The sequence below is a fragment of the Pseudomonas sp. KNUC1026 genome (assembly GCF_021650705.1).
In the GTDB taxonomy this organism is placed as follows: domain Bacteria; phylum Pseudomonadota; class Gammaproteobacteria; order Pseudomonadales; family Pseudomonadaceae; genus Aquipseudomonas.
Window position 1 is genome coordinate 651,263 of sequence record NZ_CP087138.1, and the last position, 24,683, is coordinate 675,945.

Below are 24,683 nucleotides of genomic sequence, written 5' to 3' on the forward strand. Positions count from 1 at the left end.
ATGAGTTTTGTCGCGGCCAGTTTGGGACATCTTCTGCAAGGTGGTGGATAACTTCGGGGACATCGGGGTCACCTGGCGCCTGGCGCGCCAGCTGGTGGCCGAGCATGGCCTTGGCGTAAGGCTGTGGGTCGATCACTTGCCATCGTTTGTGCGCTTGTGCCCCCAGGCTAACACCGATGCCTCTGAACAATGGCATGAAGGCGTGCAGGTGCGGCAATGGCCCGAGCCCTGGCTGCCGGTAGAGGTTGCGCCGGTGGTGATAGAGGCCTTTGGCTGCAAGTTGCCGGAGGGCTACGTCCAGGCGCTGGCAGCGCAGGCTCGGCCTTCGTTGTGGTTGAACCTCGACTACCTGAGTGCGGAGCAGTGGGTGGGCGGCTGCCACGGCTTGCCGTCCTTTTCGGCGCCGGGTTACCAGAAGTTCTTCTTTTTCCCAGGCTTTCGCCCCGACACCGGCGGGCTGCTGCGTGAGCAGGGCCTGTTCGCCCGGCGCGATGCTTTCGACTCCGCCGAGCGCCATATCTTTTTGCAGCATCTGGGTGTCAGCCCTCGGCCGGGTGCTTTGCTCGTCTCTTTGTTCGCGTATGAAAACCCAAGCCTCGCCAGCTGGCTCGGCGCTATGGCAGCCGGCCCGCAACCGGTGCACCTGCTGGTGCCCGAAGGCAAGGTGTTGGCGGATGTAAACCGTTGGCTGGGCCAGCCGCTGGCGATAGGCGAACAGGCCGAGCGTGGAAGCTTGCGTGTTCAGGTCCTGCCCTTCGTGCCGCAGCAGGATTACGACCGATTGCTGTGGGCCTGCGACTTCAACGCCGTGCGCGGCGAGGACTCCTTCGTGCGCGCCCAATGGGCCGCCCGGCCGATGCTTCGGCACATCTATCCGCAGGAAGAGAGTGTGCATCTGGAAAACTCGAAGCCTTTCTCGAGCTTTATTGCCAGCAAGGTTTGCCTGAGCCAGCCCGGGCCGCGTTACTGGGCCTGTGGCGCGCCTGGAATACTGGCCTGAGCATGGGCGAGCCCTGGCCACAGTGGCTGGCCCATCGCCAAACCCTCGCCACCCATGCCCGCCAATGGTGCGTGGCACAAGCCGCTCGGCCGGACCTTGCCACGGCGCTGGTTAATTTTCACCGAAATTGGATATGATACGCGGCTTGAATTTGCCACCACCCCCACAGAATCCGGAATTTTGTAATGAAAACTGGTAAAGAGCTGAAACCCGGTACCGTACTGCGCATCGACAACGATCCATGGCTGGTACAAAAGGCCGAGTTCACCAAGTCGGGTCGCAACAGCGCGATCATGAAGACCAAGCTGAAGAACCTGCTGACCGGTTACAAGACCGAAACCGTCTACTTCGCCGACGACAAGCTCGACGACGTGATCCTGGACCGCAAGGACGTCACCTTGTCGTTCATCAGCGGTGACTCGTACACCTTCATGGACACCACCGACTACACCATGTACGAGCTGAACGCCGAAGACATCGACGCCGTTCTGCCGTACGTCGAAGAAGGCATGCAGGACGTCTGCGCGCTGACCATGTACGAAGAGAAAGTCGTATCGGTCGAGCTGCCGACCACCATCAGCCGCCAGGTCGTCTACACCGAGAACGCTGCCCGTGGCGACACCTCCGGCAAGGTCATGAAGCCTGCCAAGCTGTCCAACGGCACCGAGATCCAGGTGGCCGACTTCATCGAAATCGACGAGATGATCGACATCGACACTCGCGATGGTTCCTTCAAGAGCCGCTCGAAGAAGTAATCGCCCCGTTGCGATGTGAAAAACCCGCCGATTGGCGGGTTTTTTATTGTCTGGGCGTTGCCTGGGGATTTCACGTCGCCCGTTACACGGCGTCCGGGAGAAGAAAAAGGTTCATTGCTCGACAAAAACGAAAAAACCCGCCGAAGCGGGTTCTGTGCCCATTACCATCCCAGCATCCTGCCGGCAGCCTCCTGGCCATGGTCGACCTTCCTTGATCGTCGCGTTGCAGTCCGTGGCAGCGCGTTGGGTAGGTGTAGATTAGGGCCGGGGCCGTTCGGGCAACAGTGGAGATCACCACCACCGCGTGTAAGCCGTTGGCTATGCCAGCGTTGAGCCTAAGCTCAAACGCTTACGTGCAGGCGTACATCGATGTTGCCGCGGGTGGCGTTGGAGTAAGGGCAAACCAGATGAGCGGCGTCTACCAGCGCTTGTGCCTCGTCGAGCGCCAGGCCAGGCAATTCGATGTGCAGGTCGATGTCCAGGCCGAAACCGCCTCGATCTGGCCGATCCCCACATCGGCACTCACCCGCACACTGGCTGGCACGCTGCGCTTTTGCTGAGCAGCCACAAATTTCAGCGCACCGATAAAGCACGCCGAATAGCCAGCTGCAAACATCTGTTCCGGGTTGGTGCCCTCACCCCCGGCACCGCCAAGTGCCTTTGGCGTGCTCAACTTCACATCCAGCGCGTGGTCGCTGGAGATTGCGCGGCCATCACGGCCACCGGTAGCGGCGGAGGTGGCAGTGTACAGAGCGGTGAATCGAGTCATGGGCGGCCTCTTTGTATGTTCGCAATTAATTTGCGTGCTAAGTAATTAGCTACAAGATAGGCACTATTTGCTTTGTGCGCAAGATAAATGTCGATGAGCAGATAGGCGGCTTCAGTGCACCGCCTCCTCAGGTAATGGAATCAGACCTTTCCCTGAAGCCGTTTGCGCAAGTCCAGCAGTTCCTCCTGCAAGGCCCGCAGCTCATCGATGCCAGTGCCTGTGGCCTCGACGATGCATCCCGGAACGGACTGCGCCTTGGCCTTGAGCCCGCGTCCCGCTTCGGTGAGGTTCACCAGCACCACGCGCTCATCCTCTTTGCTGCGAGTGCGGCTGAGCAGGCCTTCGCTTTCCAGCCGTTTGAGCAAAGGCGTGAGGGAGCCGGGATCGGTCAACAGCTTGTTGCTGATTTCACCGACGGTGAGCCCGTCACGTTCCCACAGCACAAGCATGGTCAAGTACTGCGGGTAGGTCAGCCCCAGCGCTTGCAAAAGGGGCTTGTAGACCTTGGTCATCATCAACGAGGTCGAATAGAGGGCAAAGCACAGTTGGTTATCCAGCAGCAGAGGATCGCTGGACGCCGTGGGGGTTGTGCAGGAAGTGTCTGTACTCATGCTGGTCCTTGGTCTAAAGCCGGTGCGGTGATGTGGCCCGCTCATGTATTTAGTGTGCCAGCGAATGTCGCTCGGCTCCATGCGCGTGCGCTGGCCGCATGAAATTCTGAGCGCTGCGGCTTTGCATAAGTTCGTTCTATGTTGGTTTGCATTACCATGCGCGCCTACCGGGACGGAGGGGCGTAGTGGATATCCTGTTTTACGCGGTGCTTGGGGCTGGCATGGGGGTGTTGGGTGGGCTGTTCGGCATCGGTGGCGGGCTGATTGCGATACCGGCGCTGGGTTTGTTGTTCGGCCTTGACCAGACGTTGGCGCAGGGTACTGCCCTGGTGATGGTAGTGCCGAACGTGATGCTGGCGCTGTGGCGCTATCACCAGCGCAACCGTATCGACCCACGCCACGCCTTTGCGCTTGGGGCGGCAGGGTTCATCTTCGCCTGGCTGGGTTCGATGATCGCCGTAGGCCTGGATGCCAAGGCCATGCGCTGGGGGTTTATCGTTTTCCTGATACTGCTCGCCGGTTTCAACGCCTGGCGCACCTTCCAGGCCACGCCACTGGCAGTAGGGGAGATGCGCCATGGTTGGCCCGCGCTGGCCGCGCTGGGCGGCGCCTCCGGTGCGCTGGGCGGTTTTTTCGGGGTGGGCGGGGCGGTAGTGGCCACCCCGGTGCTGACCGGCACCTTCGGTACCACGCAGGTGGTCGCCCAGGGCCTGTCCCTTGCGCTGGCGCTGCCCAGCACCGGCGTGACCTTGCTCACCTATGCCTTGCACGATCACGTGCTGTGGCGCATGGGTGTGCCCATGTCAGTGGGCGGGTTGCTCAGCATCAGCTGGGGAGTGCGCATGGCCTACGCACTGCCCGAGCGTGCGCTGCGCCGGCTGTTCTGCCTGTTCCTGATGCTGTGTGCACTGCTGCTGGCCTTCAAAGCCTGAAGCCTTCTGCTATGTGCTCGGCCAAGGCGTCGAGCATCGGCGAATGGCTGGCGGGGTTGCGCAGCAGCATGATGTTCGCCAGCGGCAGTTGAGGCAGGCCTTCGGCCTCACCGAGGATGCGCATGTCGGTGGTCATCAGGCTTTGCAACTGCGCCGTCACCGCCAGGCCCGCACTCACCACCGCCATGATCGCTGCCAGGCTCGGGCTGCTGTAGGCCACTCGATAGCCTCGGCCGCTGGAGTCCAGCGCGTTGCAGGCCCACTGCCGGCAGAAGCAGTCATTGTTGAACATCGCCAGGGGGATCGGGTCCTGCTCATGCGGCGCGAAGCCCGACGCCTCGGCCCAGACGAACCGCTCCTGGCGCAGCAACTGGCCCATGTTCTCGCCGGGCTGGCGGGTGACGATGGTCAGGTCCAGGTCGTTGCGCAGCAGCAGCTGCGTCGAGTTTTCGCAGTGCACTTCCACCTGCACCAGCGGGTAGGTCTGAGCGAACCCCGAAAGGATCCCCGGCAAAAAACGCATGGCGTAGTCATCGGGCGTGCCGATGCGCACCGTCCCGATCATGTGGGGCTGGCGCAGCGTATTGATCGCCTCGCTGTGCAACTTGAGGATGCGCCGCGCGTAGCCCAGCAGTATCTGGCCTTCTGCAGTGAGGCGAACCTGGCGCCCGTCGCGCTCGAACAGCCGGCGCTGCAGCACGTCGTCCTCGAGCCGTTTGATCTGCATGCTGACCGCAGATTGGGTGCGGTTGACCTTTTCGGCGGCCTTGGTGAAGCCGCCTTCCTCGGCGATGGTGACGAAGGTGCGCAATACCTCGGAATCGATACTCTGGTAGCCGGTCATCGTCATCGATCTCCGAGATGGGTTGCATAAGAAACATTCGTTGGATTGATCCTAACCTGCTCGCTGACACTTGCGCCATACCCACTTGGCAGGAGCGCAGTGATGAACAAGCAGAGAGGTTTCTTGCAACTGAGCGCGGCGCCCTGGCGCCTGGCCACTCGCTGGTACGAACTGCATCGCCAGCGCCAGCAACTGGCAGCGCTGGGCGATACAGCGCTCAAGGACCTGGGCCTGTCGCGGGCCGATATCTGGCAAGAGAGCGAGCGCTCGTTCTGGGACGATCCGTTGCGCAAGTGAAAACGCGGTTCTATGGTTGGGGCCTGATGTTCTGGAGCTCCGCCTGATGATCGAACTGTCCAACCGCCAGGCCCGGCGCGTCGCCCTGGCCGCCCAAGGCTTTGGTGGCCGCGCCGCAGGCAACGGCAGCCGCGCGCTGCAGGCGATGATCCAGCGCCTCGGCGCCTTGCAACTGGACTCGGTCAACGCCGTAGCGCGTTCGCATTATCTGCCGCTGTTCTCGCGGCTGGGCAGCTATCCCCGGGAAGCGCTGGATGCCCTGGCCTGGGGGCCAAAACGCCAACAGCGCTTGTTCGAGGCCTGGGGCCACGAGGCGTCGTTGCTGCCACTGAGCCTGCAACCGGCGCTGCGTTGGCGGCATGCAAGGGCCGCCCGAGGCGAAGGCATCTATCAGGAGCTTGCGCGTTTCGGCCGTGAGCGCCAGGACGTGATCAACCGCGTGCTGGATCAGGTCGCCGGTCAAGGCGCGCTGTCTGCCGGGGCGCTGAACACCCGTGAGGGCAAGGCCGGCCCCTGGTGGGACTGGAGTGAGGAAAAGCAGGCATTCGAGTGGCTGTTCGCTGCCGGCGAGCTGTGTGTCGCCACGCGGCGCGGTTTCGAGCGCATCTATGACTTGCCCGAGCGCGTGCTGCCCGGCGCTGTGCTGGCCCAGGCGACGCCCACCGAAGCCGAAGGCCAACGCGCACTGATGCTGCACGCGGCGCAGGCGCTGGGAGTCGCCACCGAAAAGGACCTGCGCGATTACTTTCGGCTGGAGCCGGCCGATGCCAAGGCGCGCCTGGCTGAGTTGGAAGAGGAGGGCCTGTTGCTGCCTTGCCGGGTCGAGGGTTGGAAGCAACCTGCCTGGTGCGCCGCGGGTGTGAAGGTGCCGCGCAAGGTGCAAGCCAGTGCTTTGCTGTCGCCCTTCGATTCACTGGTGTGGGAGCGTTCGCGGGTGGAACGGCTGTTCGAATTCCGCTATCGCCTGGAGTTCTACGTGCCGCCCGCCAAGCGGATCTACGGCTACTACGTGATGCCGTTCTTGCATGAGGAGCGGATCGAGGCACGCGCTCGACCTGCGGGCCGACCGCGCCAACGGCCGCCTGCGGGTGGTGGCGGTGCACGAGGAAAGCATCGGCCTGGACGCGCCGGCCCGTGCAGCGTTGGATAAGCAGCTGCACGGGCTGGCCGCCTGGCTGGGGCTGGTTATCGAGCCGCTTGCTTGAGGGTCTCGGCGATCATGAACGCCAGCTCCAGCGACTGATCGGCGTTCATGCGCGGGTCGCAATGGGTGTGATAGCGGTCGCTCAGGGCGTCTTCGGTGATGGGCCTTGCGCCGCCGATGCATTCGGTCACGTTCTGCCCGGTCATTTCGATGTGAATGCCGCCCGGGTAACTGCCCTCGGCACGGTGAGCCTGGAAGAACGCTTTCACCTCTTCGAGGATCTGCGCGAAGTCGCGGGTCTTGTAGCCGCTGCTGGCCTTGATGGTGTTGCCGTGCATCGGGTCGCTGCTCCACAGCACCTGGCGGCCTTCACGCTGCACCGCGCGAATCAGCGCGGGCAGGTGCGCTTCGACCTTGCCGGCGCCCATGCGGGCGATAAGGTTGAGGCGGCCCGGGTCGTTGTCGGGGTTGAGCACGTCGATCAGCCGCAGCAGCTCATCGGGCGCCATGCTCGGGCCGACTTTCACCCCGATCGGGTTGTTCACCCCGCGCAGGAATTCGACATGGGCGCCGTCGAGCTGGCGGGTGCGGTCGCCGATCCAGAGCATGTGCGCCGAGCAGTCGTACCAGTCGTTGGTGAGGCTGTCGCGGCGCACGAAGGCCTCTTCGAAATTCAGCAGCAGTGCTTCGTGAGCGGTGAAGAAGCTGGTTTCGCGCAGCTGCGGGGCGTTCTCCATGCCGACAGCGCGCATGAATGCGAGGGTTTCGTCGATGCGGTCGGCCAGGTGGTGATATTTGTCGGCCAGCGCGGAGCCGGCAATGAAGTCCAGGTTCCAGCGGTGCACCTGGTGCAGGTCGGCAAAGCCGCCCTGAGCGAAGGCGCGCAGCAGGTTCAGGCTGGCGGTGGCCTGATGGTAGGCCTGCATCAGCCGCTCCGGGTCGGGCGTGCGGCTTTTCTCGTCGAAACCCATGCCGTTGACGATGTCGCCCCGGTAGGCGGGCAGGGTGATGCCGTTCAGGGTTTCATCACCTGCCGAGCGCGGCTTCGCGAACTGGCCGGCCATGCGCCCGACCTTCACCACCGGGCAGCCGGCAGCGAAAGTCATCACGATCGCCATCTGCAGCAGCACCTTGAAGGTGTCGCGGATCTTGGCGGCGGAAAACTCGGCGAAGCTCTCGGCGCAATCGCCGCCTTGCAGCAGAAAGGCCCGGCCCTGTGTGACTTCGGCGAATTGCCGGCGCAGCTCGCGCGCTTCACCGGCGAACACCAGCGGCGGCATGGCAGCCAGCTTTTGCTCCACGGCATGCAGGTGCGCCGCATCAGGGTAGACCGGCTGCTGGCCGATAGGCCGTTGGCGCCAGCTGTCGGGGGTCCAGGGTGTGGTCATGGCAAGGCTCGTGAGGCAGGCTGAAGAGGGCGCCGATCATAGCACCGCTGGCGCCGGCCAATGGCATTGGCGACAATGGCGCCTTTAACCTTCGAGCCTGCGCCATGGACGACAGCCCGCCAGACACCTCCCCGCGCAAAGAGCACATGCTCGCCGAAGTGCGTGACGACTTCGGCCTGATCCGCGTGTGGGAAGTGGACGACTACCGCTTTCTCGAATTCGGCGAGGCCATCGAGCAGAGCTGTACCTTCACCGCCGACCCCGCGTGGCTGGAGTACGACTACACCCGCGCCATGCTGATCGGTGCGCTGTGCCACCCAGCGCCTGAGACGGCGCTGTTCATGGGCCTGGGTGCCGGCACCCTGACCCAGGCGTGCCTGAAGTTTCTGCCACTCGATGATGTCGAGTGCATCGAGCTGCGCCCTGACGTGCCGCGCCTGGCGATGGAGTACATGGGCCTTGCCGATGACCCGCGGTTGTATATCCGCGTGGGCGATGCGCGCGAGCTGCTGCCCAGTGCCGAGCCGGCCGATCTGATCTTCGTCGACCTCTACACCGATCAGGGCCCTGGGCCTGCGCACCTGGCCTGGGCTTTCTTCGAGGCCTGCCAGCAGCGGCTCAATCCCGACGGATGGCTGGTGATCAACCAATGGGGCGACGACGCCGGAAAACCGCTCGGCGCCGCACTGTTGCGCGGGCTCTACCACAGGCATTACTGGGAGCTGCCGGTCAAGGAAGGCAATGTGATCCTGCTGGTGCCGGCCAGCCTCGACCAACACCTGGATCTGCAAGGCCTGGCTGCCCGCGCCGAGGCCCTGGCGCCGCGCCTGGGCTACCGGCTGGACGCGCTGATCGGAGCCATACGCAGCGCCACCTGAAACCGTTCAGCCAATTGGTACGATATGACAAAAAACACTCACCTGAGGCGTCGTTTTCAGGTATTATGCGCGCCGGCTCTGGAAGGGGCCGCGTTAAGTTGCGTTTTCTCCCGAAGGTCCCTTCGGCTGGACGCCCGCCTTGCCGGGCTCTCCTTGACGATTCACCCCCACATCACAATCGTTTTCGCAAATCCCCGCCGCCGGAACTGCAGGGCGACTCTAACCAGTCACAACATGGCATGCGCAGTTTCGGAGCATGGGTCTTTGCGGATGCACCTATGAGGCAGTCCCATGACCCAGGAAACCGGCGGTTTCGCCGCTCTCGATCTTCACCCGAGCATCGTTGCCGCAGTCATCGCCACAGGCTATGAAGAGCCTTCGGCGATCCAGCAGCAGATCGATCCCGCTCATCCTCGCCGGCCACGATGTGATCGGCCAGGCCCAGACCGGCACCGGCAAAACCGCCGCCTTCGCACTGCCGGTGCTGCACAAGATCGATGTGAGCAAGCGCGAGCCGCAAGCCCTGATCCTCGCTCCAACCCGCGAGCTGGCCCTGCAAGTGGCCACCGCATTCGAAACCTATGCCAAGCAGATGCCCGGCGTGAACGTCGTGGCCGTCTACGGCGGTGCCCCATGGGCCCGCAGATCAAAGCCCTGCGCCAGGGTGCGCAGATCATCGTCGCTACCCCTGGCCGCCTGTGCGACCACCTGCGCCGCGATGAAAAAGTACTCGCCACCGTCAACCACCTGGTGCTCGACGAAGCCGACGAAATGCTCAAGCTCGGCTTCATGGACGACCTTGAAGTCATCTTCGATGCCATGCCCGAAACGCGCCAGACCGTGCTGTTCTCCGCCACGCTGCCGCCGTCGATCCGCGCGATCGCCGAGCGCCACCTGAAAGAGCCCAAGCACGTCAAGATCCAGAGCGAAACCCAGACCGTAGCTGCCATCGAGCAGGCCTACATGCTGGTGCACGCCGACCAGAAGGTCGCCGCCGTGCTGCGCTTGCTGGAAGTCGAAGAGTTCGACGCGCTGATCGCCTTCGTGCGTACCAAGCAGGCCACCCTGGATCTGGCCAGCGCGCTGGAAGCCAAAGGCTACAAGGCTGCTGCCCTGAACGGCGACATCGCCCAGAACCAGCGTGAGCGTGTGATCGAGTCGCTCAAGGATGGCCGCCTCGACATCGTCGTCGCCACCGACGTCGCTGCCCGTGGCCTGGACGTGCCGCGCATCAGCTTCACGTGTTCAACGTCGACATGCCGTACGACCCGGAGTCCTACGTGCACCGTATCGGCCGTACTGGCCGTGCCGGCCGTGAAGGCCGTGCCCTGCTGCTGGTAACGCCGCGCGAGCGTCGCATGCTGCAGGTGATCGAGCGTGTGACCGGCCAGAAGGTCAGCGAAGTGCGTATGCCCGCTCCCCAGGCGGTGCTCGACGCGCGCATCAAGAAGCTCACCAACAGCCTCAAGCCGCTGGTCGCTGATGCCGAAACCACCCATGGCGAGCTGTTCGACCGCCTGGCGGCCGACATTGGCTGCACCGCGCGTGCCCTGGCCGCAGCCCTGCTGCGCAAGGCCACCAATGGCCAGGCGCTGGACCTGTCCAGTGTCGAGCGCGAGCAGCCACTGGTGCCCAACAATGCTCCGCGTGAGCGCAGCGAGCGTTCCGAGCGCAGCTTCACCGGCGACCGCCCGGAGCGCCGCGCGCCAATGCCGCTGGGCGAAGGCCGTGCACGTTGCCGTACCGCGCTGGGTGCCCGCGACGGTATCGCCGCCAAGAACCTGCTCGGCGCCATCCTCAACGAGGGCGGCCTGGCGCGCGACGCAATCGGCCGTATCCAGATCCGCGAGACCTTCAGCCTGGTCGAGCTGCCTGAAGAGGGCCTGGATCGCCTGCTGGCCAAGCTCAAGGACACTCGTGTGGCCGGCAAGCAGCTCAAGCTGCGCCGTTATCGCGAAGACTGAGCCCAGAAGGGTGCAAGCCGGCCTTCCACCTGGCTTGCACAGCCTGGAACATTGAAAAACCGCCGCCGGGGTAACCGGGCGGCGGTTTTTCGATGCCTGAGAGAAACCTCAACCGAACCGGTAGATGTCCATCCCCAACGCGCCAAGGGTAAAACCGCTGTGCGCCAGGCTGAACGCACCTCCAGCGCCACGGGCGAAGTACAGCGGCAACAGGTGCTCGTCGCTTGGATGGTTGCGCGCCGCGAAGGGCGCTCGCTGGCGGTAGTCGAGCAGCGCGGCTTCGTGCTTCGGCCAGCTGTTCCACCATCCAGTCGCGAAAAGCCTGTGCCCAGGCCGTGCCGCTGTCGCCCTGGGCATGCCAGTCCAGCTCACGCAGGTTATGGGTGATGCTGCCCGAGCCCACCAGCAGGATGCCCTGTTCGCGCAAGCTCGCCAGCGCCTCGCCGATGGCTTGCTGCAGGCGCGGGCCGCCGGCGCTGGGCAGTGACACCTGCACGATGGGGATGTCCGCAGCCGGATACATCAGGCTCATCGGCACCCACGCACCGTGGTCGAATGGGCGCTCGGCATCCAGGCGCGCCGGCAAGCCGGCGGCGCTGAGCCGGGCAACGATGTCTTCGGCCAAGGCCGGCTCGCCCGGGGCGGGGTATTGCACTGCGAACAATGCCGGCGGGAAGCCACCGAAGTCATGCCAGGTGGCGGGCTGTGCGCCGCTGGCGACGCGAAGGTCAGGGCTTTCCCAATGTGCCGACACCAGCACGATCGCCTTCGGCCAAGGCAGCTCGGCCGCAAGCTTTGCCAGTGCAGGGCCGCTGGCGCCGGGCTCCAGAGCCAGCATGGGGGAGCCGTGGGAGATGAACAGGCTGGGCAACATGATTCGCCCTCCATTGAGGTTTCAGATGATGGCCATCTTGTGCCAGGCGAACCCGGTGGTTCCAACGGTATTTTTTGACGCTGATGATCGAGAAAGCTGAGGTATCGATGGACGCAGATTTTTGGCACGACCGCTGGCAGCGCCAGCAGATTTCCTTCCATCGAGAGGTGCCCAACCCTTCGCTGCAAGCCTGGTGGTGCGAATGGGTTCCGGCGGGGGCGCGAGTGCTGGTGCCGCTGTGCGGCAAGAGCGTGGACATGGCCTGGTTGGCTGCACAAGGGTATGAAGTGGTTGGGGCGGAGCTGTCGGCCTTGGCGGTGGAGGCGTTCTTCCACGAGCAAGGCCTTGAGCCTCAGGTGCGCCAACAGGGTGAGCACCGCCTCTATCAGGCGGGCCCCGTGCAGGTCTGGCAGGGGGATTTTTTCACGCTCAGCCCTGCCCAGGTCGGCGCTTGCACTGCCTACTATGACCGAGCGGCGCTGATTGCTCTGCCACCGTCGATGCGCGCCGCCTATGTAGAGCATTTGGCCACATTGCTGCCTTCAGGGGCGCTGGGGATGTTGATTGGCCTGGATTTCATCCAGGGCGAGATCGAAGGGCCGCCGTTTGCAACTTCAGGCGAAGCGATCACCGAGTTGCTCGGCGCGCACTGGTCGCTCGCGCGAGGTGGGCCGTGCCGATGCCATGCCCGGTGCCTCGCCGCGTTACCACCAGGCGGGGCTGGCTTACCTGGATGAAACCACCTACTGGCTCTGCAAGCGCTCGAATGCAGCCCGCCTGCGCCCTCGATGGAGCGCTGCAGATCGATCAGCAGGGGCTCTACGGTGCCGCTGACGGTGCTGTAGCTCTGCTGCAGGCCGCCGATCACCCTGGGCGTTCTGCTGGTGGCGCAGGTACAACAATTGATCGTTCAGCGCGCCCAGGGCAGGCAGCACCTTGCTCTGCGCACTGCGCATCTTGCCGATCAGCAGGCTGTACTGTTCGCGGGCCTGTTGCAGCTCCTGGGCACTGGCCTCGCGCAGGGGGGCGCTTTGGTATTGATCCAGTTCGTGCTCCCAGTCATCGAACACCGCTTTTGCTACCGCTTCGACCTGGTCGACGCGCGGCTTCACCGCGTCGGCTGCCCGCTGGCTGGCAGCGTAGTCGCGCTGTAGCTCGGCCAGCTGTGAGGCTTGGTCGGCGGGAGAGGCATTCAGTGCCTGGCGGTAGTGCTCCAGGGTTCGGTTGAACTGGTAGCGAGCCTTGATCTGCGCGTCGCGGGCGTCTTCAACGCGGTGGGCGAGGATCTCGCGCTTGGGGATACCGGCCTTTTCGATCATCGACAGGTAAGGGCTTTGGCAGCCGGTGAGCAGCAGGGCGAAGACCAGCAGGAGAGGGCGCATGGGGAGCCTTTCGGGGAAACCTGCCGGATAGGACAACGAAAAAGGGCAGCTTGCGCTGCCCTCGTTGCGATCAACCGCGCCGGCGCAGCGCCTCGATGCGCTCCTCCAGTGGCGGGTGGCTCATCAGCAGGCCGGCCAGGCCCTGCTTGAGGCCTCCATTGATGCCGAAAGCCTGCAGGCTGTCGGGCATCTGCACCGGCACGCCTTGCTCGGCGCGCAGGCGTTGCAGCGCGTTGATCATCGCTCCGGTACCGGCCAGCTGCGCGCCAGCTTCATCGGCACGAAACTCGCGCCGGCGCGGAACGCACATGGTGATGATGCTTGCGAGGATGCCCAGCACCAGCTCGGCGAAAATGGTGGCCACGATGTAGCCAATGCCATGGCCTTGCTCGTTGCGCAGGATCACCCGGTCGACGAAGTTGCCGATGATGCGCGCGAAGAACATCACGAAGGTGTTCACCACCCCCTGTACCAGCGCGAGCGTGACCATGTCGCCATTGGCCACGTGGCCGATCTCGTGTGCCAGCACGGCGCGCACTTCATCACGCGAGAACCGCTCCAGCAAACCCTGGCTCACGGCCACCAGCGCATCGTTGCGGTTCCAGCCGGTGGCGAAGGCGTTGGACTCGTAGGCCGGGAAGATGCCCACCTCGGGTGTGCGGATGCCTGCCTCGCGGGCAAGCTCTTCGACGGTGCTGAGCAGCCACTGCTCATGGTGAGTGCGGGGTTGGCTGATGATCTGAGTGCCGGTGCTCATCTTGGCCATCCGCTTGGAGATGAACAGCGACACCAGCGAGCCTGCGAAGCCGAACACGGCGCAGAACACGAGCAATTGGTTGAGGTTCAGGCCAACGCCCTGGCGGGCGAAGTAGCTGTCGATGCCGAGCAGCCTCGGTGTGATGCTGGCGATCGACGCCACCGCAAGGTTGGTGGCGACGAACAGCAGGATGCGCATCATGGTGAACAGGTACTCCCGACGGAAAGGTGCTAAAGCGTCAGGGGCGTATATAAGGCGAGCCGTCGGGCTATTCAACCTGGGTACTATTTCAAACTATGTCCCAGAAATTTCCTACGAGACTCGCGCGCCTTGCACACCTTGACCGCGCAGGCCGGGCCCCGTTCGTCGGGCCCGTAAGCGATTATTGCCGATAGTTGCCAAGAAACCCGCCGATACGGCGGATCGCCTGCTCCAGGTCGTCGACCCGGGAAGGGTGACCACGCGGAAATGGTCAGGCCATGGCCAGTTGAACGCCGTGCCCTGGACCACCAGCAGTTTTTCCGAGAGCAGCAGGTCGAGCACGAACTTTTCGTCGTTGGCGATAGGGCGCACCTTGGGATCGATGCGCGGGAAGGCGTAGAGCGCGCCCATGGGCTTGACGCATGACACCCCCGGGATGTCGTTGAGCAGTTCCAGGCGCGGTTGCGTTGCTCCAGCAGGCGGCCCGGAGGCAGCACCAGGTCGTTGATGCTCTGGTAGCCGCCCAAAGCGGTCTGGATGGCGTGCTGGGCCGGCACGTTCGCGCACAGGCGCATGTTGGCCAGGATGTCCAGGCCTTCGATATAGCTGTGGGCCTGGTGCTTGGGCCCGGAAATCACCAGCCAGCCGGAGCGGAAGCCCGCCACCCGGTAGGATTTGGACAGCCCGTTGAAGGTCAGGCACAGCAGGTCCGGGGCGAGCGAGGCGGTGCTGATGTGCACGGCATCGTCATAGAGGATCTTGTCGTAGATCTCGTCGGAGAACACCACCAGGTTGTGCTGGCGGGCGATCTCGAGCATGCCCAGCAGCACCTCGCGCGGGTACACGGCACCGGTGGGGTTGTTCGGGTTGATCAGCACCATGGCTTTGGTGTTGGGGGTGATCTTGGCTTTCATGTCGGCAAGGTCGGGCGCCCAGCCTGCCTGCTCGTCGCACAGGTAGTGCACCGCGTTGCCGCCAGCCAGGCTCACCGATGCGGTCCAGAGCGGGTAGTCGGGTGCGGGGATCAGCACTTCGTCGCCATTGTTGAGCAGCGCCTGCAGCGACATCACGATCAGTTCTGAAACCCCGTTGCCCAGGTAGATGTCTTCTATACCGACACCGGCGATCTCTTTCTGCTGGCAGTACTGCATCACTGCCTTGCGTGCACTGAACAGGCCCTTGGAATCGCTGTAACCCTGGGCGGTGGGCAGGTTGCGAATCACGTCCTGAAGGATCTCTTCAGGTGCTTCGAAACCGAAGGGTGCAGGGTTGCCGATGTTCAGCTTGAGAATGCGATGGCCTTCCTCCTCCAGCCGCTTGGCGTGCTTGAGCACCGGGCCGCGGATGTCGTAGCAGACGTTGGCGAGCTTGTTCGATTTGCTGAACTGCATGATCGGATCCTGGGAGAGGCAGGGGCGCCGCACAAAGAGGTTTGAACCGCCCCGGCGCGAGTGACAGACTGATGCACTGTTGCGGCGCAATGATACGTGCCGGCCGAATTTGCGAAAAGACACAGTGGATGGTTTTTCCACTGCAAAGGTGTAGCCAATGCCCAAGATCGACAAGACCCTCGAACAATGGCGCGAGCAGCTCGACCCCGAGCAATACCGAGTGTGCCGGCTGGCCGGCACCGAACGCCCGTTCACCGGCAAATACAACGAAACCAGGACCCCAGGTGTGTATCACTGCATCTGCTGTAAGGCGCCGCTGTTCGATTCCACCACCAAGTTCGACTCCGGTTGTGGCTGGCCCAGCTTCTCCGCGCCGATCGAAGACAACGCCATGATCGAATTGCGTGACACCACCCACGGGATGATCCGCACCGAGGTGCGCTGCGCCGGGTGCGATGCCCACCTGGGCCACGTATTTCCCGATGGCCCCGCCCCGACCGGCCTGCGTTACTGCATCAACTCGGTGTGCCTGAACCTGGTGCCACGCGAGGCCCAGGCATGAGCGAGGCATTCATGGATGTGCCGTGCGTGCTGATGAACGGCGAGCGCAAGGCCCTGGCGGATTTCGGCGCCCGCGCAGTGCTGGTGGTCAACACCGCCAGCCAGTGCGGTTTCACACCGCAGTACAAGGGCCTTGAGCAGCTTTGGCAACAGTGGAAGAGCAAGGGTTTGCTGGTGATCGGGTTTCCTTGCAACCAGTTCGGCCACCAGGAGCCGGCCGATGACCGCCAGATTGCGCAGTTCTGCGACTCAAGCTTCGGCGTGAGCTTTCCGTTGTGCCGCAAGGTGGAGGTCAATGGCGACCACGCCCACCGCCTGTTCGTGGCGCTCAAGGCCGCAGCGCCTGGCTTGATGGGCAGCCAGCGCATCAAGTGGAATTTCACCAAGTTCCTCATCGATACCCGCTCAGGGAATGTTCAGCGCTTTGCACCGTTCACCAAACCGGAAAAGCTCGACGCCGAACTTGCCCGCCTGCTGGGCTGATCAGGCCCCGGGTATCCACTGGTCGATCATCGCTACCAGCTCCTCACGGCGGAACGGCTTGGCCAGGTAATCGTTCATGCCCGCAGCGCGGCAGCGGTCGCGCTCCTCGGGCATGGCGTTGGCGGTCAAGGCCACGATCGGCAGGTCTGGCCAGTTGCCGCTCTGGCGGATGCGCCGAGTGGCTTCGTAGCCGTCCATCACCGGCATGTTGCAGTCCATCAGCACCAGGTCGAAGCTGCCGTTTTCCAGCTCGATCAAGGCTTCTGCGCCTTGGGTCGCGATGACGACTTCGCAGCCGAGCTTGCCGAGCATGCCTCGTGCTACCAGTTGGTTCACAGGGTTGTCTTCCACCAGCAGGATGCGTGCCCGGCGCTGCCGGGTGCGTTCCTGGCCGGCAGGCTCGTGGCTGGGTGAGTCTTCGTGATTCAGGGTGCGCCTCAGCACCTGGCGCAGCGCCTCGCGTGACAGGGGCCGTGCCATCTGCTGCAAGGGGTTGAGGTGGGCAGCCTGGTCGCTGGGCAGGAAATTGCCATAGGCGGTCACCAGCAGGATCGGCGACTGGCTGCCAGGGCGCAGCCGGTACAGGCACTCGGGTGAATCGGTGATCAGCAGGTCGGCGTCCAGGGCCTGTGCACTGGCCTCCGGGTCGCGCCGCTGGTACTCCAGCCCCCAGCCGGGCAGCAGGTTTTCCAACAGCTCCGCCAGGCCGCTGTTGGCAGCGCTCAGGCCGATGATGCGACCTTGCAGCACAGGGACCAGCGGCGCCGGTGTGTGAGTGGCCAGCGGCAGCTCGGCGGTGAACTGGCTGCCAAAGCCCGGCTCGGAGCTGATCGACAGCCGGCCGTGCATCGCCTCACACAGGTTGTGCGTGAGTGCAAGGCCCAGCCCGGTGCCGCCGAACTGCCGGGTGATGCCGGCGCCGGCCTGAGTGAACGGCTTGAAGATCTTTGCCTGGGCTTCCTTGGGAATGCCGATGCCGGTGTCGCGCACCTCGACCGTTACGCCACTCACTGCCGCACGCAGGCGCACGTCGACGCGGCCGAAGCGGGTGAACTTCAGGGCGTTGGACAACAGGTTGCTGACGATCTGGCGCACCCGCGTAGGGTCGCCCAGCACCAGTTGCGGGAAGTTGGGCGCGATCAGGCAGGTCAGCTCGACGTTGGGCGCTGCGTTCTGCGACAGCAGGTTGGCGGTATCCTCCACCAGCGTACCCAGGTCGAAGGGGATGCGCTCCAGCTCAAGCTGGCCGGCGTCGAACTTCGAAAGGTCGAGGATATCGTTGAGCAACTCCACCAGTACCTTGCCAGAGTCATGGGCAATCGACAGTTGCTGGCGCTGTTCTGCCGCCAGCGGGCTGTCCATGGCCAGCGCTATCATGCCCAGCAGGCCATTGAGTGGAGTGCGGATTTCGTGGCTCATGTTGGCCAGGAACGCAGCGCGTGCCTGCGCCATGTCCATGGCCGTGCGCCGGGCCACCTCCAGCTCTTCGTTGGACTGGCTCAGGCGCACGTTGCTGGCCTTGAGCTCGGTGGTGCGGGCAGAGACGATATTTTCCAGCTCGCCCAGGTACTCGGTGAGGCGGTTCTCCGCTACGCGGCGTTGCTGGATTTCCATGGCCATGCTGACGAACTGCTGGTTGGTGACCTTGACCAGCACGCCGATTTCGTCATCTTCGTGGCCCGGCGGGCATACCAGCCGGTTGGGCTTGGCCGAATGCGGGTCGCTCTCGGCCAGGCTGCGAATCACCTTCACCAGTGGCTTGGTGAGCATTGAATAGAACAGCACCATCAGCAGTGCGGTGAGCAGCGCTGCGCGCAAAAAGCCGCTGATCAGTGTAACCGCTGCACGTTCCAGAAAACGGTCGCCAATGGCGGCCGTGTCGATGCGCAGGTTCAGGGTACCGAGGGTTTCCTTCTCCATGTGGTTCAGGAACAGCCGGTCGGTGTAGATGACGTTGGTGCCGAACAGCGCATCGGTGAGCAGCCGGTAGCGGCTGGGCGGGCGCTCCCGGTCGACGTTGGCCAGTACCTGATTGTCGTTGTCGATCAGGCTCACCCCGATCACCGACTCCGAGCGCAGCAGCCCGCGCGTCAGTTCCTCGGCCAGTTCGCTGTCGATGTTGTAGGCGATACGCGAGGCCGGATTGTGCGCCACTTCCAGCAGCGAGTTCATCTGGCGTTTGATGGCTTCGTTGACACTGGCATAATCCAGCGCGATTTGCGCGAAGCTGAGCAGCGTGCCGATCACCAGGCCTACTACCACGGTCATGCGGGCCTGTTTGTACGACAAACGCTGGGTGAACTGGATGTCCATGGGTACTGCGCCGTGTCCCTGAGGTTTGTGCTGTCGCCGCCCTTGGCAACGCCTGCGGTGCTGTTGTTATCGACCCCTGCCGGCCTGGCACGTTCACGACACGCCAGCCCTGAGCGCCTCTTTTACTCCCTTCCCGCCTGGAGGTGAAGCGATGGATCCTCGTTTATCTGCATTTATCGACCGCGCCGAAGCCCTTCTGGCGCGGCTTGAGCCCTTGCTGCCGGAGCCCAGGCCGGCCATCGACTGGGGCACCACTCTGGCGGCGCGCTGGCAACGTGACGCGCGTGGTGGCTACCTTGCGCCGCTGCGCGCCACCCTGGACCTGCGCCTGGCCGACCTGCTCGGCGTTGACCGCCAGCGTGACCAGCTGGCGCGCAATACCCGCCAGTTCCTCGACGGTTTACCGGCCAACCACGCCCTGATGTGGGGCGCACGCGGCACGGGCAAGTCTTCGCTGGTGCGCGCACTGTTGGCCGAATACGCCGGCTGCGGGCTTCGACTGATCGAAATCGAGCGTGACTACCTGGCCGACCTGCCGCGCGTGGTCGAGCAGTTGCAGGGCCGGCCCGAGCGTTTCGTGCTGTTTTGCGACGACCTGTCGTTCGAGGCCGGGGAGGGCGACTACCGCGTGCTGAAGAGTGTGCTGGATGGCTCGCTGGAACAGGCACCGGACAACGTGCTGTTGTACGCAACCTCCAACCGCCGCCACCTGGTGCCGGAGCATCAAAGCGACAACGAGCGCTGGCAGAGCGTCGAAGGCGAACTTCACCCCAGCGAAGCGGTGGAGGACAAGATCGCGCTCTCGGACCGCTTCGGCCTGTGGCTGTCGTTCTACCCCTTCAGCCAGGAACACTACCTTGAGGTGGTCTGCCATTGGGTGGGTGTGCTGGCCCCGCGCGCCGGCCTTGCCTGGCAGCGCGACGATGCACTGGAAAAACAGGCGGTACGCTGGGCCACCGGCCGCGGCAACCGCAACGGCCGCTGCGCCTATCAATTCGCCCGCCACTGGGTGGGCCTGAAACTGCTGGAGAACACCTGATGATCGATTTGAATGCCGCAGGCAACGGGCTGGAGGGCTATTCGCTGCTGTGCGCCCAACTGGAAGCGCTGCTCGCCGATGAGCGTGACTTCGTCGCCAACGCCGCGCAGTTCTCGGCATTGCTCTACAGCGAAGTGCCGGACCTCAACTGGGCAGGGTTCTACCTGAACCGCGAGCAGACGCTGGTACTGGGGCCATTTCAGGGCAAGGTGGCGTGCGTGCGCATTCCGTTTGGCAAAGGTGTGTGCGGTGCGGCGGCGGCCAGCCTGCAGACCCAGCGCATCGAGGACGTCCACGCGTTCCCGGGGCATATCGCCTGCGACAGCGCGTCGAACAGTGAACTGGTGGTGCCTTTGGTCAAAGAAGGGGAGCTGTGGGGTGTGCTGGACCTGGACAGCCCGTTGACCGGGCGTTTCAGCGAAGCCGACCAGCGCGGCATCGAGGCGCTGGTGGCGATCTTCATGCGGTTGACCGAGCGTTTCTGATCAATCGTAGATGGCGCGCTTCTTCCACTCGGCCTCTTCCTTGGCGGTTTCTTCGTCAAGGCCTTGGCCGAGCTCGCTGGCTTCGTGGGCATGGTGCTGGATGTCGTTCATCACCATGTCGTTGGCGCGGGCCAGGAGTTTCTCAAGGTAGCGCAGTTGTTCGGCATACACCGACGGCTCGGGCTGTTTCTTCAGGTACTGCACGCCACGCTCGAAGGCCAGCCGCGCATGCCCGGGTTCGCCGGCCTGGAACGCCTGCTGGCCGAGGTTGTTGAAGAACTCGATATGCAACAGCACCAGGATGTGGCGGATCTGGTTGACCCAATGGCGTGACTCGCCCGGGGCGAACAAGCCGTCCTGGGTTGCACGGATCACCTGGTGGTGCATGATCTCGAGCTGATAGCTCACTTCCTTGGCCCGTTCTTCGGTCTGGATCGGGCTGGGCGGGTTGCTCACCTGCAACTGATCGCCCTGGGCGACCAGCGCCTCGAGTTCCGGGATGCGCTCCTTGAGCGCGGCATTGGCCTTGTCCAGCGGCAGCAGCTTTTTGCTCATGTGCAGCTCGATGCGATAAAGCATCAGCTTGATTTCAGGCGTGATCAGTTGGCCTGGGAAGGTCTCGCTGATCTCGGCACAGCGGCGCAGCCGGTCGCTGAGCTCGAATTTCTGCCGGGTGCGCGCCACCTTGTTGGCCTCGACCATATTGTTCAGAAAACCGATCGCGATCAGCGACGCGATCCCTGCGACGATTAGCAGGGTGATCATCATGGGGGTCACGGTGGTGGCCTCGTCATTACCAGAGTCTTAAGAGTAGCCACCCGGGCGGGCCGCGGGTATTGGCTTTGGGCCATTATGCGCGCGGCGCCGCTTGCCGGATAGCCTCAGGGCTTGTCAGGCCGATCAAACTCGCTTTCGCAGGTGCAGGGTTTTGACCCGCCGCTCTTCCACGCTGTGCACGCGCAATTGCCAGGTGCCGCATTCGACTTCATCACCAACCACCGGCAGGCGGTCGAGCAAACTCATCATCAGCCCACCGACCGTCTGGTAATCGTCGCTGGCCGGGGCCTGGAAACCGCTGCGCTCAGCCAGATACGCCAGGCTCAGGGTGCCGCTGGCAAGCCAGCCGCCCTCTTCGGCCGCAAGAGCCGGGCCATTACGGTCGCTCGCATCCGGCAGCTCGCCGGTGATCGCCTCCAGCACATCCGTCAGCGTGAGCAGGCCTGTGAAGTCGCCGAATTCGTTGACCACGAAAGCAATGTGCGCCGAGCGGGCGCGCATCTGCTCCAGCGCATTGAGCAGGTCGAAGGTTTCCAGCAGATGCAGCGGTTGGTGGGCGAGCGCAGGCAGGTTGGGCTCGCGGCCGGCCAGCAGCTCGCAAAGCACCTCCTGCTTGCGCACGTAACCCAGGGGCATCCGGCTTGCCGGGCTCCACCAGCACCAGCCGCGAATGCGCGGTATTGGCCAACACTTCGTTGAGCAGGTGAGCGGGCGTGTGTCGCTCAGGCTGGCCACGTCGGTTCGTGGGGTCATGGCCGTGCGAATCGGCCGCTGAGCCAATTGCAGCACGGCGCTGATCATCACTCGCTCGCGGCGGCCGAACATCGGGGCGGCTTCGCCGCTGGCCTGCGAGGGCTCGTCGACCAGGTCTGCCACATCGTGGCCCACTTCGCTTTCATCCAGCGGCTTGCCACCCAGCAGGCGCAGCACCGCATGGGCCGTGCGTTCGCGCATGGGCTGGTTGCCCCGCAGGCTCTTGCGCCGACGATGGCGCGCCAGCTGGTTGAACGCCTCCAGCAGCAGCGAGAAACCAATGGCTGCGTACAGGTACCCCTTGGGAATATGGAAGCCCAGGCCTTCGGCCGTCAGGCTGAAGCCGATCATCAGCAAGAAGCCCAGGCACAGCATGATCACCGTAGGGTGGGCGTTGACGAAGCGCGTGAGCGGCTTGCTCGCCACGATCATCAGGCCGATGGAGATCATCACCGCGATCATCATCACCGCCAGGTGTTCGACCATGCCCACGGCCGTGATCACAGCGTCCAGCGAGAACACGGCGTCGAGCACCACGATTTGCGCGACGATGGGCCAGAATGCGGCGTAGCCGGCCCCGGCCTGCCGGTTGGCGGCATGGCCTTCAAGCCGTTCATGCAGCTCCATGGTGGCCTTGAACAGCAGGAACACGCCGCCGAACAGCAGGATCAGGTCACGGCCTGAGAAGCCCTGGCCGAACACCTCGAACAGCGGGCGGGTAAGGGTGACCATCCAGGAAATGCTGGCCAGCAGGCCCAGGCGCATGATCAACGCCAGCGACAGGCCGATGACCCGCGCGCGGTCGCGCTGATGAGGGGGGAGTTTGTCGGCCAGGATGGCGATGAACACCAGGTTGTCGATGCCCAGCACCAGCTCGAGCACGATCAGCGTCAGCAGGCCCAGCCAGGCCGTGGGGTCGGCGATCCATTCCATGGGGGTCAGCCCTCCTGGCCAGAGTGGTGGGAGGGCAGCGAAGCGTTACGACTGGGAGGTTCCTGCGTGTTCATGAAGGCCTGTTCGGGCAGATAGGGCCTCCGATGCTATCCACACCACGGAAAATCGCATCTCAGGAATTATTTCCAAAGGTGACTAAGCAATCTCGTTATAACCATAAATCCTAAAATTATTTTTATTTATAACTTCTCCTGTGCAGGATGAGCCACCCAGCCGCCACAGGACCTCCGCCATGCCCGCTCCACTCACTCGCCGTACGCTGCTCGGCCAACTCGCTCTGCTCGGTGCAGCGGGCGCCGGCGCGAGCCTGTTGGCCGCGTGCGACAACAAGCCCGGCACCGCTGCTGCGCCTGCGGTCGTCAAGCAGGCCGGCGACAAGCCCGTTGCCTTCCGCTACCCGGACAACCCGGCCTTCGACCTGGTGTACCTGGCGGACTCGCTCGGCTATTTCGAAGGCACGCAGACGCGCCCCAATTACATCGGCAAGATCGCCGCGCCGCAGATCATCCCGCTGGTAGGCACTGGTGAAATCGACTTTGGCACACGCATGGTGCCGCTGGTGATCAGCGCCATCGCCAGTGGGCTGGACCTCAAGGTAGTGGCCGCCGGTGGCAAGACCCTGCAGGAGGCGCCGCACATGAAGTATTTCGTGCGCGCCGATTCCGGCATCACCCAACCCAGGGACTGGGAAGGCAAAACCGTAGGCTTCAACAGCTTCGGCGCCTGCGCCGAGTTCGTCAGCAAGAAGTACCTGCGCGAACAGGGCGTGAACGTCGACAAGATCAACTGGGTAGTGGTGCCGGACAACCAGAGCGAGCAAACCCTGGCCACCGGCAACATCGACATCGCCATCATTCACCCGCCAGCCTCTGGTGGCGCGGAACACAACCCGGCGCTGCGCAAACTCTGGAGCGACTATGACCTGGACGGTGGCCTGGGCGGCATGGCGCCCTACAGCGGCTATGGCAAGTTCATCCGCGAACACCCCGAGGCTACGCGCGATTTCGTCGCTGCCATCGCCAAGGCAGCCAATTGGGTGAACGCCAACCCGGATGACGCGCGCAAGGTGATCGCCCAACGCCTGGGCATGAAGCTTGAGCTGGTGGAGCGTTATGCCTACGTCGACAACCTGGTGATTACCGAGCCGCCGATCCAGTACTACATCGACATCCTGCAGAACGAGGGCAAGCTGCAGCCGGGCAAAGTGCAGATCAAGGACGTCTACACCAACCAGTACAACCCGTTCGCCAAGGCCAGCGCATGATGGCGGGCAAGATTGTCGCCCAGGGCCTGGAAATGGCCTACGACGCTCGCAATGAGGCCGGCGCGGTGGAGCGGGTGCCGGTGCTGGAGGGGTTCGACCTGGCCGTGCGCGAGGGTGAGTTCCTGTCGGTGCTCGGGCCGTCAGGCTGCGGCAAGTCGACCTTTCTCAACATCCTCGCGGGCCTGGCCAGCAAGACCGGCGGTGAGCTGCGCATCGATGGCCAGCCCAGCCAAGGCATCAACCGCAACCAGGGCGTGGTGTTTCAGGGTTATGCGCTGTTCCCCTGGCGCACGGTGCTCGACAACATCGCTGTGGGCCTGCAGATTCGTGGCGTGCCTCGCCGCCAGCGGCGTGAGCGGGCACGGGAATACCTGGCGCTGGTGGGCCTTGACGGCTTTGCCGAGCGCTACCCGCACGAGCTTTCCGGCGGCATGCGCCAGCGTGTGGCGATTGCCCGTTCGCTGGCCTACGACCCCGATGTGCTGCTGATGGACGAGCCGTTTGCGGCGCTGGATGCGCAAACCCGTGAAAGCCTGCAGGACGAGCTGTTGCGGATCTGGGACGCGCACAAGAAAACCATCGTGTTCATCACCCACAGCCTGGACGAGGCGATCTTCCTGTCCGACCGGGTGGCGGTGATGACGGCCCGGCCCGGGCGGGTGAAAACCATTCTGGACATCGACCTGCCGCGCCCGCGCGAGGCAGGCCTGCGCAACACCGAAGCCTTCGTGCACCTGCGCCAGCGCGCCTGGGAAGTTTTGCGCGATGAGGTCAGGCCCGGCCCGGCGGTGACCGCCGCGCCGATCGAGCCGCCCGCGACCTGGCAGAGCCTGGCGCTGGCCGGTGGCGTACGGATAGGGGTATGAG

The 24,683-nt window shown here is 63.9% G+C and carries 19 protein-coding genes and 6 pseudogenes; 14 read left to right on the plus strand and 11 right to left on the minus strand.

The window, feature by feature from the left end; translation table 11 throughout:
- The first annotated feature begins 7 nt into the window (after positions 1 to 7).
- Together earP and efp are read left to right on the plus strand one after the other, a co-directional pair.
- Positions 8 to 1,137 (plus strand): annotated as a pseudogene (gene earP, locus LN139_RS02715) (elongation factor P maturation arginine rhamnosyltransferase EarP).
- A 48-nt stretch (positions 1,138 to 1,185) separates the two neighbouring features.
- The gene (gene efp / locus LN139_RS02720; protein ID WP_236358502.1) at positions 1,186 to 1,755 is read left to right on the plus strand and encodes an elongation factor P; all 570 of its coding nucleotides are present in this window, start codon (positions 1,186 to 1,188) and stop codon (positions 1,753 to 1,755) included.
- A gap of 341 nt (positions 1,756 to 2,096) precedes the next feature.
- Here efp and LN139_RS02725 read toward each other — a convergent pair.
- Together LN139_RS02725 and LN139_RS02730 are read right to left on the minus strand one after the other, a co-directional pair.
- Positions 2,097 to 2,524, minus strand: a pseudogene (locus LN139_RS02725) (organic hydroperoxide resistance protein).
- A 140-nt stretch (positions 2,525 to 2,664) separates the two neighbouring features.
- Positions 2,665 to 3,135 carry a MarR family winged helix-turn-helix transcriptional regulator gene (locus tag LN139_RS02730; protein ID WP_236358503.1) on the minus strand — a complete coding sequence of 157 codons (471 nt, stop codon included), beginning with the start codon at positions 3,133 to 3,135 and terminating at the stop codon, positions 2,665 to 2,667.
- A 185-nt stretch (positions 3,136 to 3,320) separates the two neighbouring features.
- Between LN139_RS02730 and LN139_RS02735 the strand changes: the two genes are divergently transcribed.
- Positions 3,321 to 4,067 (plus strand): sulfite exporter TauE/SafE family protein, encoded by a 747-nt coding sequence (locus LN139_RS02735; RefSeq protein ID WP_268944811.1) that lies wholly within the window; start codon positions 3,321 to 3,323, stop codon positions 4,065 to 4,067.
- On the opposite strand, the gene LN139_RS02740 is transcribed toward LN139_RS02735, so the two are convergent.
- Positions 4,057 to 4,911: a LysR substrate-binding domain-containing protein gene (locus LN139_RS02740; RefSeq protein ID WP_236358504.1), complete on the minus strand. Its 855-nt coding sequence runs from the start codon at positions 4,909 to 4,911 to the stop codon at positions 4,057 to 4,059. The genes LN139_RS02735 and LN139_RS02740 overlap by 11 nt on opposite strands.
- Positions 4,912 to 5,013: 102 nt before the next feature.
- Here LN139_RS02740 and LN139_RS02745 point away from each other — a divergent pair, with 102 nt between their 5' ends.
- Together LN139_RS02745 and LN139_RS02750 are read left to right on the plus strand one after the other, a co-directional pair.
- Entirely contained in the window at positions 5,014 to 5,208 is a 195-nt protein-coding gene (locus LN139_RS02745) for a DUF1127 domain-containing protein (RefSeq protein ID WP_236358506.1), read from the plus strand.
- A 46-nt stretch (positions 5,209 to 5,254) separates the two neighbouring features.
- A pseudogene (locus LN139_RS02750) lies at positions 5,255 to 6,413 on the plus strand (winged helix-turn-helix domain-containing protein).
- Here LN139_RS02750 and LN139_RS02755 read toward each other — a convergent pair.
- The gene (locus LN139_RS02755) at positions 6,394 to 7,740 is read right to left on the minus strand and encodes a class II 3-deoxy-7-phosphoheptulonate synthase (RefSeq protein WP_236358508.1); all 1,347 of its coding nucleotides are present in this window, start codon (positions 7,738 to 7,740) and stop codon (positions 6,394 to 6,396) included. The pseudogene LN139_RS02750 and the gene LN139_RS02755 overlap by 20 nt on opposite strands.
- Positions 7,741 to 7,844: 104 nt before the next feature.
- Here LN139_RS02755 and LN139_RS02760 point away from each other — a divergent pair, with 104 nt between their 5' ends.
- A complete protein-coding gene (locus tag LN139_RS02760; RefSeq protein ID WP_236358510.1) occupies positions 7,845 to 8,618 on the plus strand; it encodes a spermidine synthase in 774 nt (257 codons plus the stop codon).
- A 256-nt stretch (positions 8,619 to 8,874) separates the two neighbouring features.
- Positions 8,875 to 10,582, plus strand: a pseudogene (locus LN139_RS02765) (DEAD/DEAH box helicase).
- On the opposite strand, the gene LN139_RS02770 reads toward LN139_RS02765, so the two are convergent.
- Entirely contained in the window at positions 10,554 to 11,456 is a 903-nt protein-coding gene (locus LN139_RS02770) for a DODA-type extradiol aromatic ring-opening family dioxygenase (protein ID WP_329611002.1), read from the minus strand. The pseudogene LN139_RS02765 and the gene LN139_RS02770 overlap by 29 nt on opposite strands.
- Positions 11,457 to 11,563: 107 nt before the next feature.
- Between LN139_RS02770 and LN139_RS02775 the strand changes: the two genes are divergently transcribed.
- Complete coding sequence (locus LN139_RS02775; RefSeq protein WP_329611003.1) at positions 11,564 to 12,193, plus strand: thiopurine S-methyltransferase; 630 nt, start codon at positions 11,564 to 11,566, stop codon at positions 12,191 to 12,193.
- A gap of 6 nt (positions 12,194 to 12,199) precedes the next feature.
- Here the strand turns inward: LN139_RS02775 and LN139_RS02780 are convergent, their stop codons facing one another.
- From LN139_RS02780 to LN139_RS02790, 3 genes and pseudogenes are all read right to left on the minus strand, one after another.
- The gene (locus LN139_RS02780) at positions 12,200 to 12,838 is read right to left on the minus strand and encodes a DUF2959 family protein (RefSeq protein WP_236358512.1); all 639 of its coding nucleotides are present in this window, start codon (positions 12,836 to 12,838) and stop codon (positions 12,200 to 12,202) included.
- A 70-nt stretch (positions 12,839 to 12,908) separates the two neighbouring features.
- Positions 12,909 to 13,796, minus strand: a complete 888-nt coding sequence (gene htpX / locus LN139_RS02785; RefSeq protein WP_236358514.1) for a protease HtpX — start codon at positions 13,794 to 13,796, stop codon at positions 12,909 to 12,911.
- Between the two features lie 181 nt (positions 13,797 to 13,977).
- Positions 13,978 to 15,187 (minus strand): annotated as a pseudogene (locus LN139_RS02790) (pyridoxal phosphate-dependent aminotransferase).
- A gap of 157 nt (positions 15,188 to 15,344) precedes the next feature.
- Between LN139_RS02790 and msrB the strand changes: the two are divergent.
- Together msrB and LN139_RS02800 are read left to right on the plus strand one after the other, a co-directional pair.
- Entirely contained in the window at positions 15,345 to 15,749 is a 405-nt protein-coding gene (gene msrB, locus LN139_RS02795) for a peptide-methionine (R)-S-oxide reductase MsrB (RefSeq protein ID WP_236358516.1), read from the plus strand.
- On the plus strand, positions 15,746 to 16,231 hold the full coding sequence (locus LN139_RS02800) for a glutathione peroxidase (protein WP_236358518.1): 486 nt from the start codon (positions 15,746 to 15,748) through the stop codon (positions 16,229 to 16,231). The genes msrB and LN139_RS02800 overlap by 4 nt, the downstream gene beginning before the upstream one ends.
- Here LN139_RS02800 and LN139_RS02805 read toward each other — a convergent pair whose 3' ends face one another.
- Positions 16,232 to 18,544, minus strand: a complete 2,313-nt coding sequence (locus LN139_RS02805; protein WP_236358520.1) for an ATP-binding protein — start codon at positions 18,542 to 18,544, stop codon at positions 16,232 to 16,234.
- Between the two features lie 151 nt (positions 18,545 to 18,695).
- Here LN139_RS02805 and LN139_RS02810 point away from each other — a divergent pair, with 151 nt between their 5' ends.
- Together LN139_RS02810 and LN139_RS02815 are read left to right on the plus strand one after the other, a co-directional pair.
- The gene (locus tag LN139_RS02810; RefSeq protein WP_236358523.1) at positions 18,696 to 19,583 is read left to right on the plus strand and encodes an ATP-binding protein; all 888 of its coding nucleotides are present in this window, start codon (positions 18,696 to 18,698) and stop codon (positions 19,581 to 19,583) included.
- Entirely contained in the window at positions 19,583 to 20,068 is a 486-nt protein-coding gene (locus LN139_RS02815; protein WP_236358525.1) for a GAF domain-containing protein, read from the plus strand. The genes LN139_RS02810 and LN139_RS02815 overlap by 1 nt, the downstream gene beginning before the upstream one ends.
- Here the strand turns inward: LN139_RS02815 and LN139_RS02820 are convergent, their stop codons facing one another.
- Both LN139_RS02820 and LN139_RS02825 read right to left on the minus strand, forming a co-directional pair.
- Positions 20,069 to 20,845 carry a hypothetical protein gene (locus LN139_RS02820; protein ID WP_236358527.1) on the minus strand — a complete coding sequence of 259 codons (777 nt, stop codon included), beginning with the start codon at positions 20,843 to 20,845 and terminating at the stop codon, positions 20,069 to 20,071.
- A gap of 123 nt (positions 20,846 to 20,968) precedes the next feature.
- Positions 20,969 to 22,531: pseudogene (locus tag LN139_RS02825) on the minus strand (TerC family protein).
- Between the two features lie 253 nt (positions 22,532 to 22,784).
- On the opposite strand from LN139_RS02825, the gene LN139_RS02830 reads away from it, so the two are divergent.
- Both LN139_RS02830 and LN139_RS02835 read left to right on the plus strand, forming a co-directional pair.
- On the plus strand, positions 22,785 to 23,816 hold the full coding sequence (locus tag LN139_RS02830) for an ABC transporter substrate-binding protein (RefSeq protein WP_236358532.1): 1,032 nt from the start codon (positions 22,785 to 22,787) through the stop codon (positions 23,814 to 23,816).
- Entirely contained in the window at positions 23,813 to 24,682 is an 870-nt protein-coding gene (locus tag LN139_RS02835; RefSeq protein ID WP_236358534.1) for an ABC transporter ATP-binding protein, read from the plus strand. The genes LN139_RS02830 and LN139_RS02835 overlap by 4 nt, the downstream gene beginning before the upstream one ends.
- Position 24,683: the final 1 nt, after the last annotated feature.

What these genes read in the sequence shown, in the direction of transcription:
- efp (WP_236358502.1), top strand. Translation starts at nt 1,186, where the DNA reads ATGAAAACTGGTAAAGAGCTGAAACCCGGTACCGTACTGCGCATCGAC.
- LN139_RS02730 (WP_236358503.1), bottom strand. Translation starts at nt 3,135, where the DNA reads ATGAGTACAGACACTTCCTGCACAACCCCCACGGCGTCCAGCGATCCT.
- LN139_RS02740 (WP_236358504.1), bottom strand. Translation starts at nt 4,911, where the DNA reads ATGACCGGCTACCAGAGTATCGATTCCGAGGTATTGCGCACCTTCGTC.
- LN139_RS02745 (WP_236358506.1), top strand. Translation starts at nt 5,014, where the DNA reads ATGAACAAGCAGAGAGGTTTCTTGCAACTGAGCGCGGCGCCCTGGCGC.
- LN139_RS02755 (WP_236358508.1), bottom strand. Translation starts at nt 7,740, where the DNA reads ATGACCACACCCTGGACCCCCGACAGCTGGCGCCAACGGCCTATCGGC.
- LN139_RS02760 (WP_236358510.1), top strand. Translation starts at nt 7,845, where the DNA reads ATGGACGACAGCCCGCCAGACACCTCCCCGCGCAAAGAGCACATGCTC.
- LN139_RS02770 (WP_329611002.1), bottom strand. Translation starts at nt 11,456, where the DNA reads ATGTTGCCCAGCCTGTTCATCTCCCACGGCTCCCCCATGCTGGCTCTG.
- LN139_RS02775 (WP_329611003.1), top strand. Translation starts at nt 11,564, where the DNA reads ATGGACGCAGATTTTTGGCACGACCGCTGGCAGCGCCAGCAGATTTCC.
- LN139_RS02780 (WP_236358512.1), bottom strand. Translation starts at nt 12,838, where the DNA reads ATGCGCCCTCTCCTGCTGGTCTTCGCCCTGCTGCTCACCGGCTGCCAA.
- htpX (WP_236358514.1), bottom strand. Translation starts at nt 13,796, where the DNA reads ATGATGCGCATCCTGCTGTTCGTCGCCACCAACCTTGCGGTGGCGTCG.
- msrB (WP_236358516.1), top strand. Translation starts at nt 15,345, where the DNA reads ATGCCCAAGATCGACAAGACCCTCGAACAATGGCGCGAGCAGCTCGAC.
- LN139_RS02800 (WP_236358518.1), top strand. Translation starts at nt 15,746, where the DNA reads ATGAGCGAGGCATTCATGGATGTGCCGTGCGTGCTGATGAACGGCGAG.
- LN139_RS02805 (WP_236358520.1), bottom strand. Translation starts at nt 18,544, where the DNA reads ATGGACATCCAGTTCACCCAGCGTTTGTCGTACAAACAGGCCCGCATG.
- LN139_RS02810 (WP_236358523.1), top strand. Translation starts at nt 18,696, where the DNA reads ATGGATCCTCGTTTATCTGCATTTATCGACCGCGCCGAAGCCCTTCTG.
- LN139_RS02815 (WP_236358525.1), top strand. Translation starts at nt 19,583, where the DNA reads ATGATCGATTTGAATGCCGCAGGCAACGGGCTGGAGGGCTATTCGCTG.
- LN139_RS02830 (WP_236358532.1), top strand. Translation starts at nt 22,785, where the DNA reads ATGCCCGCTCCACTCACTCGCCGTACGCTGCTCGGCCAACTCGCTCTG.
- LN139_RS02835 (WP_236358534.1), top strand. Translation starts at nt 23,813, where the DNA reads ATGATGGCGGGCAAGATTGTCGCCCAGGGCCTGGAAATGGCCTACGAC.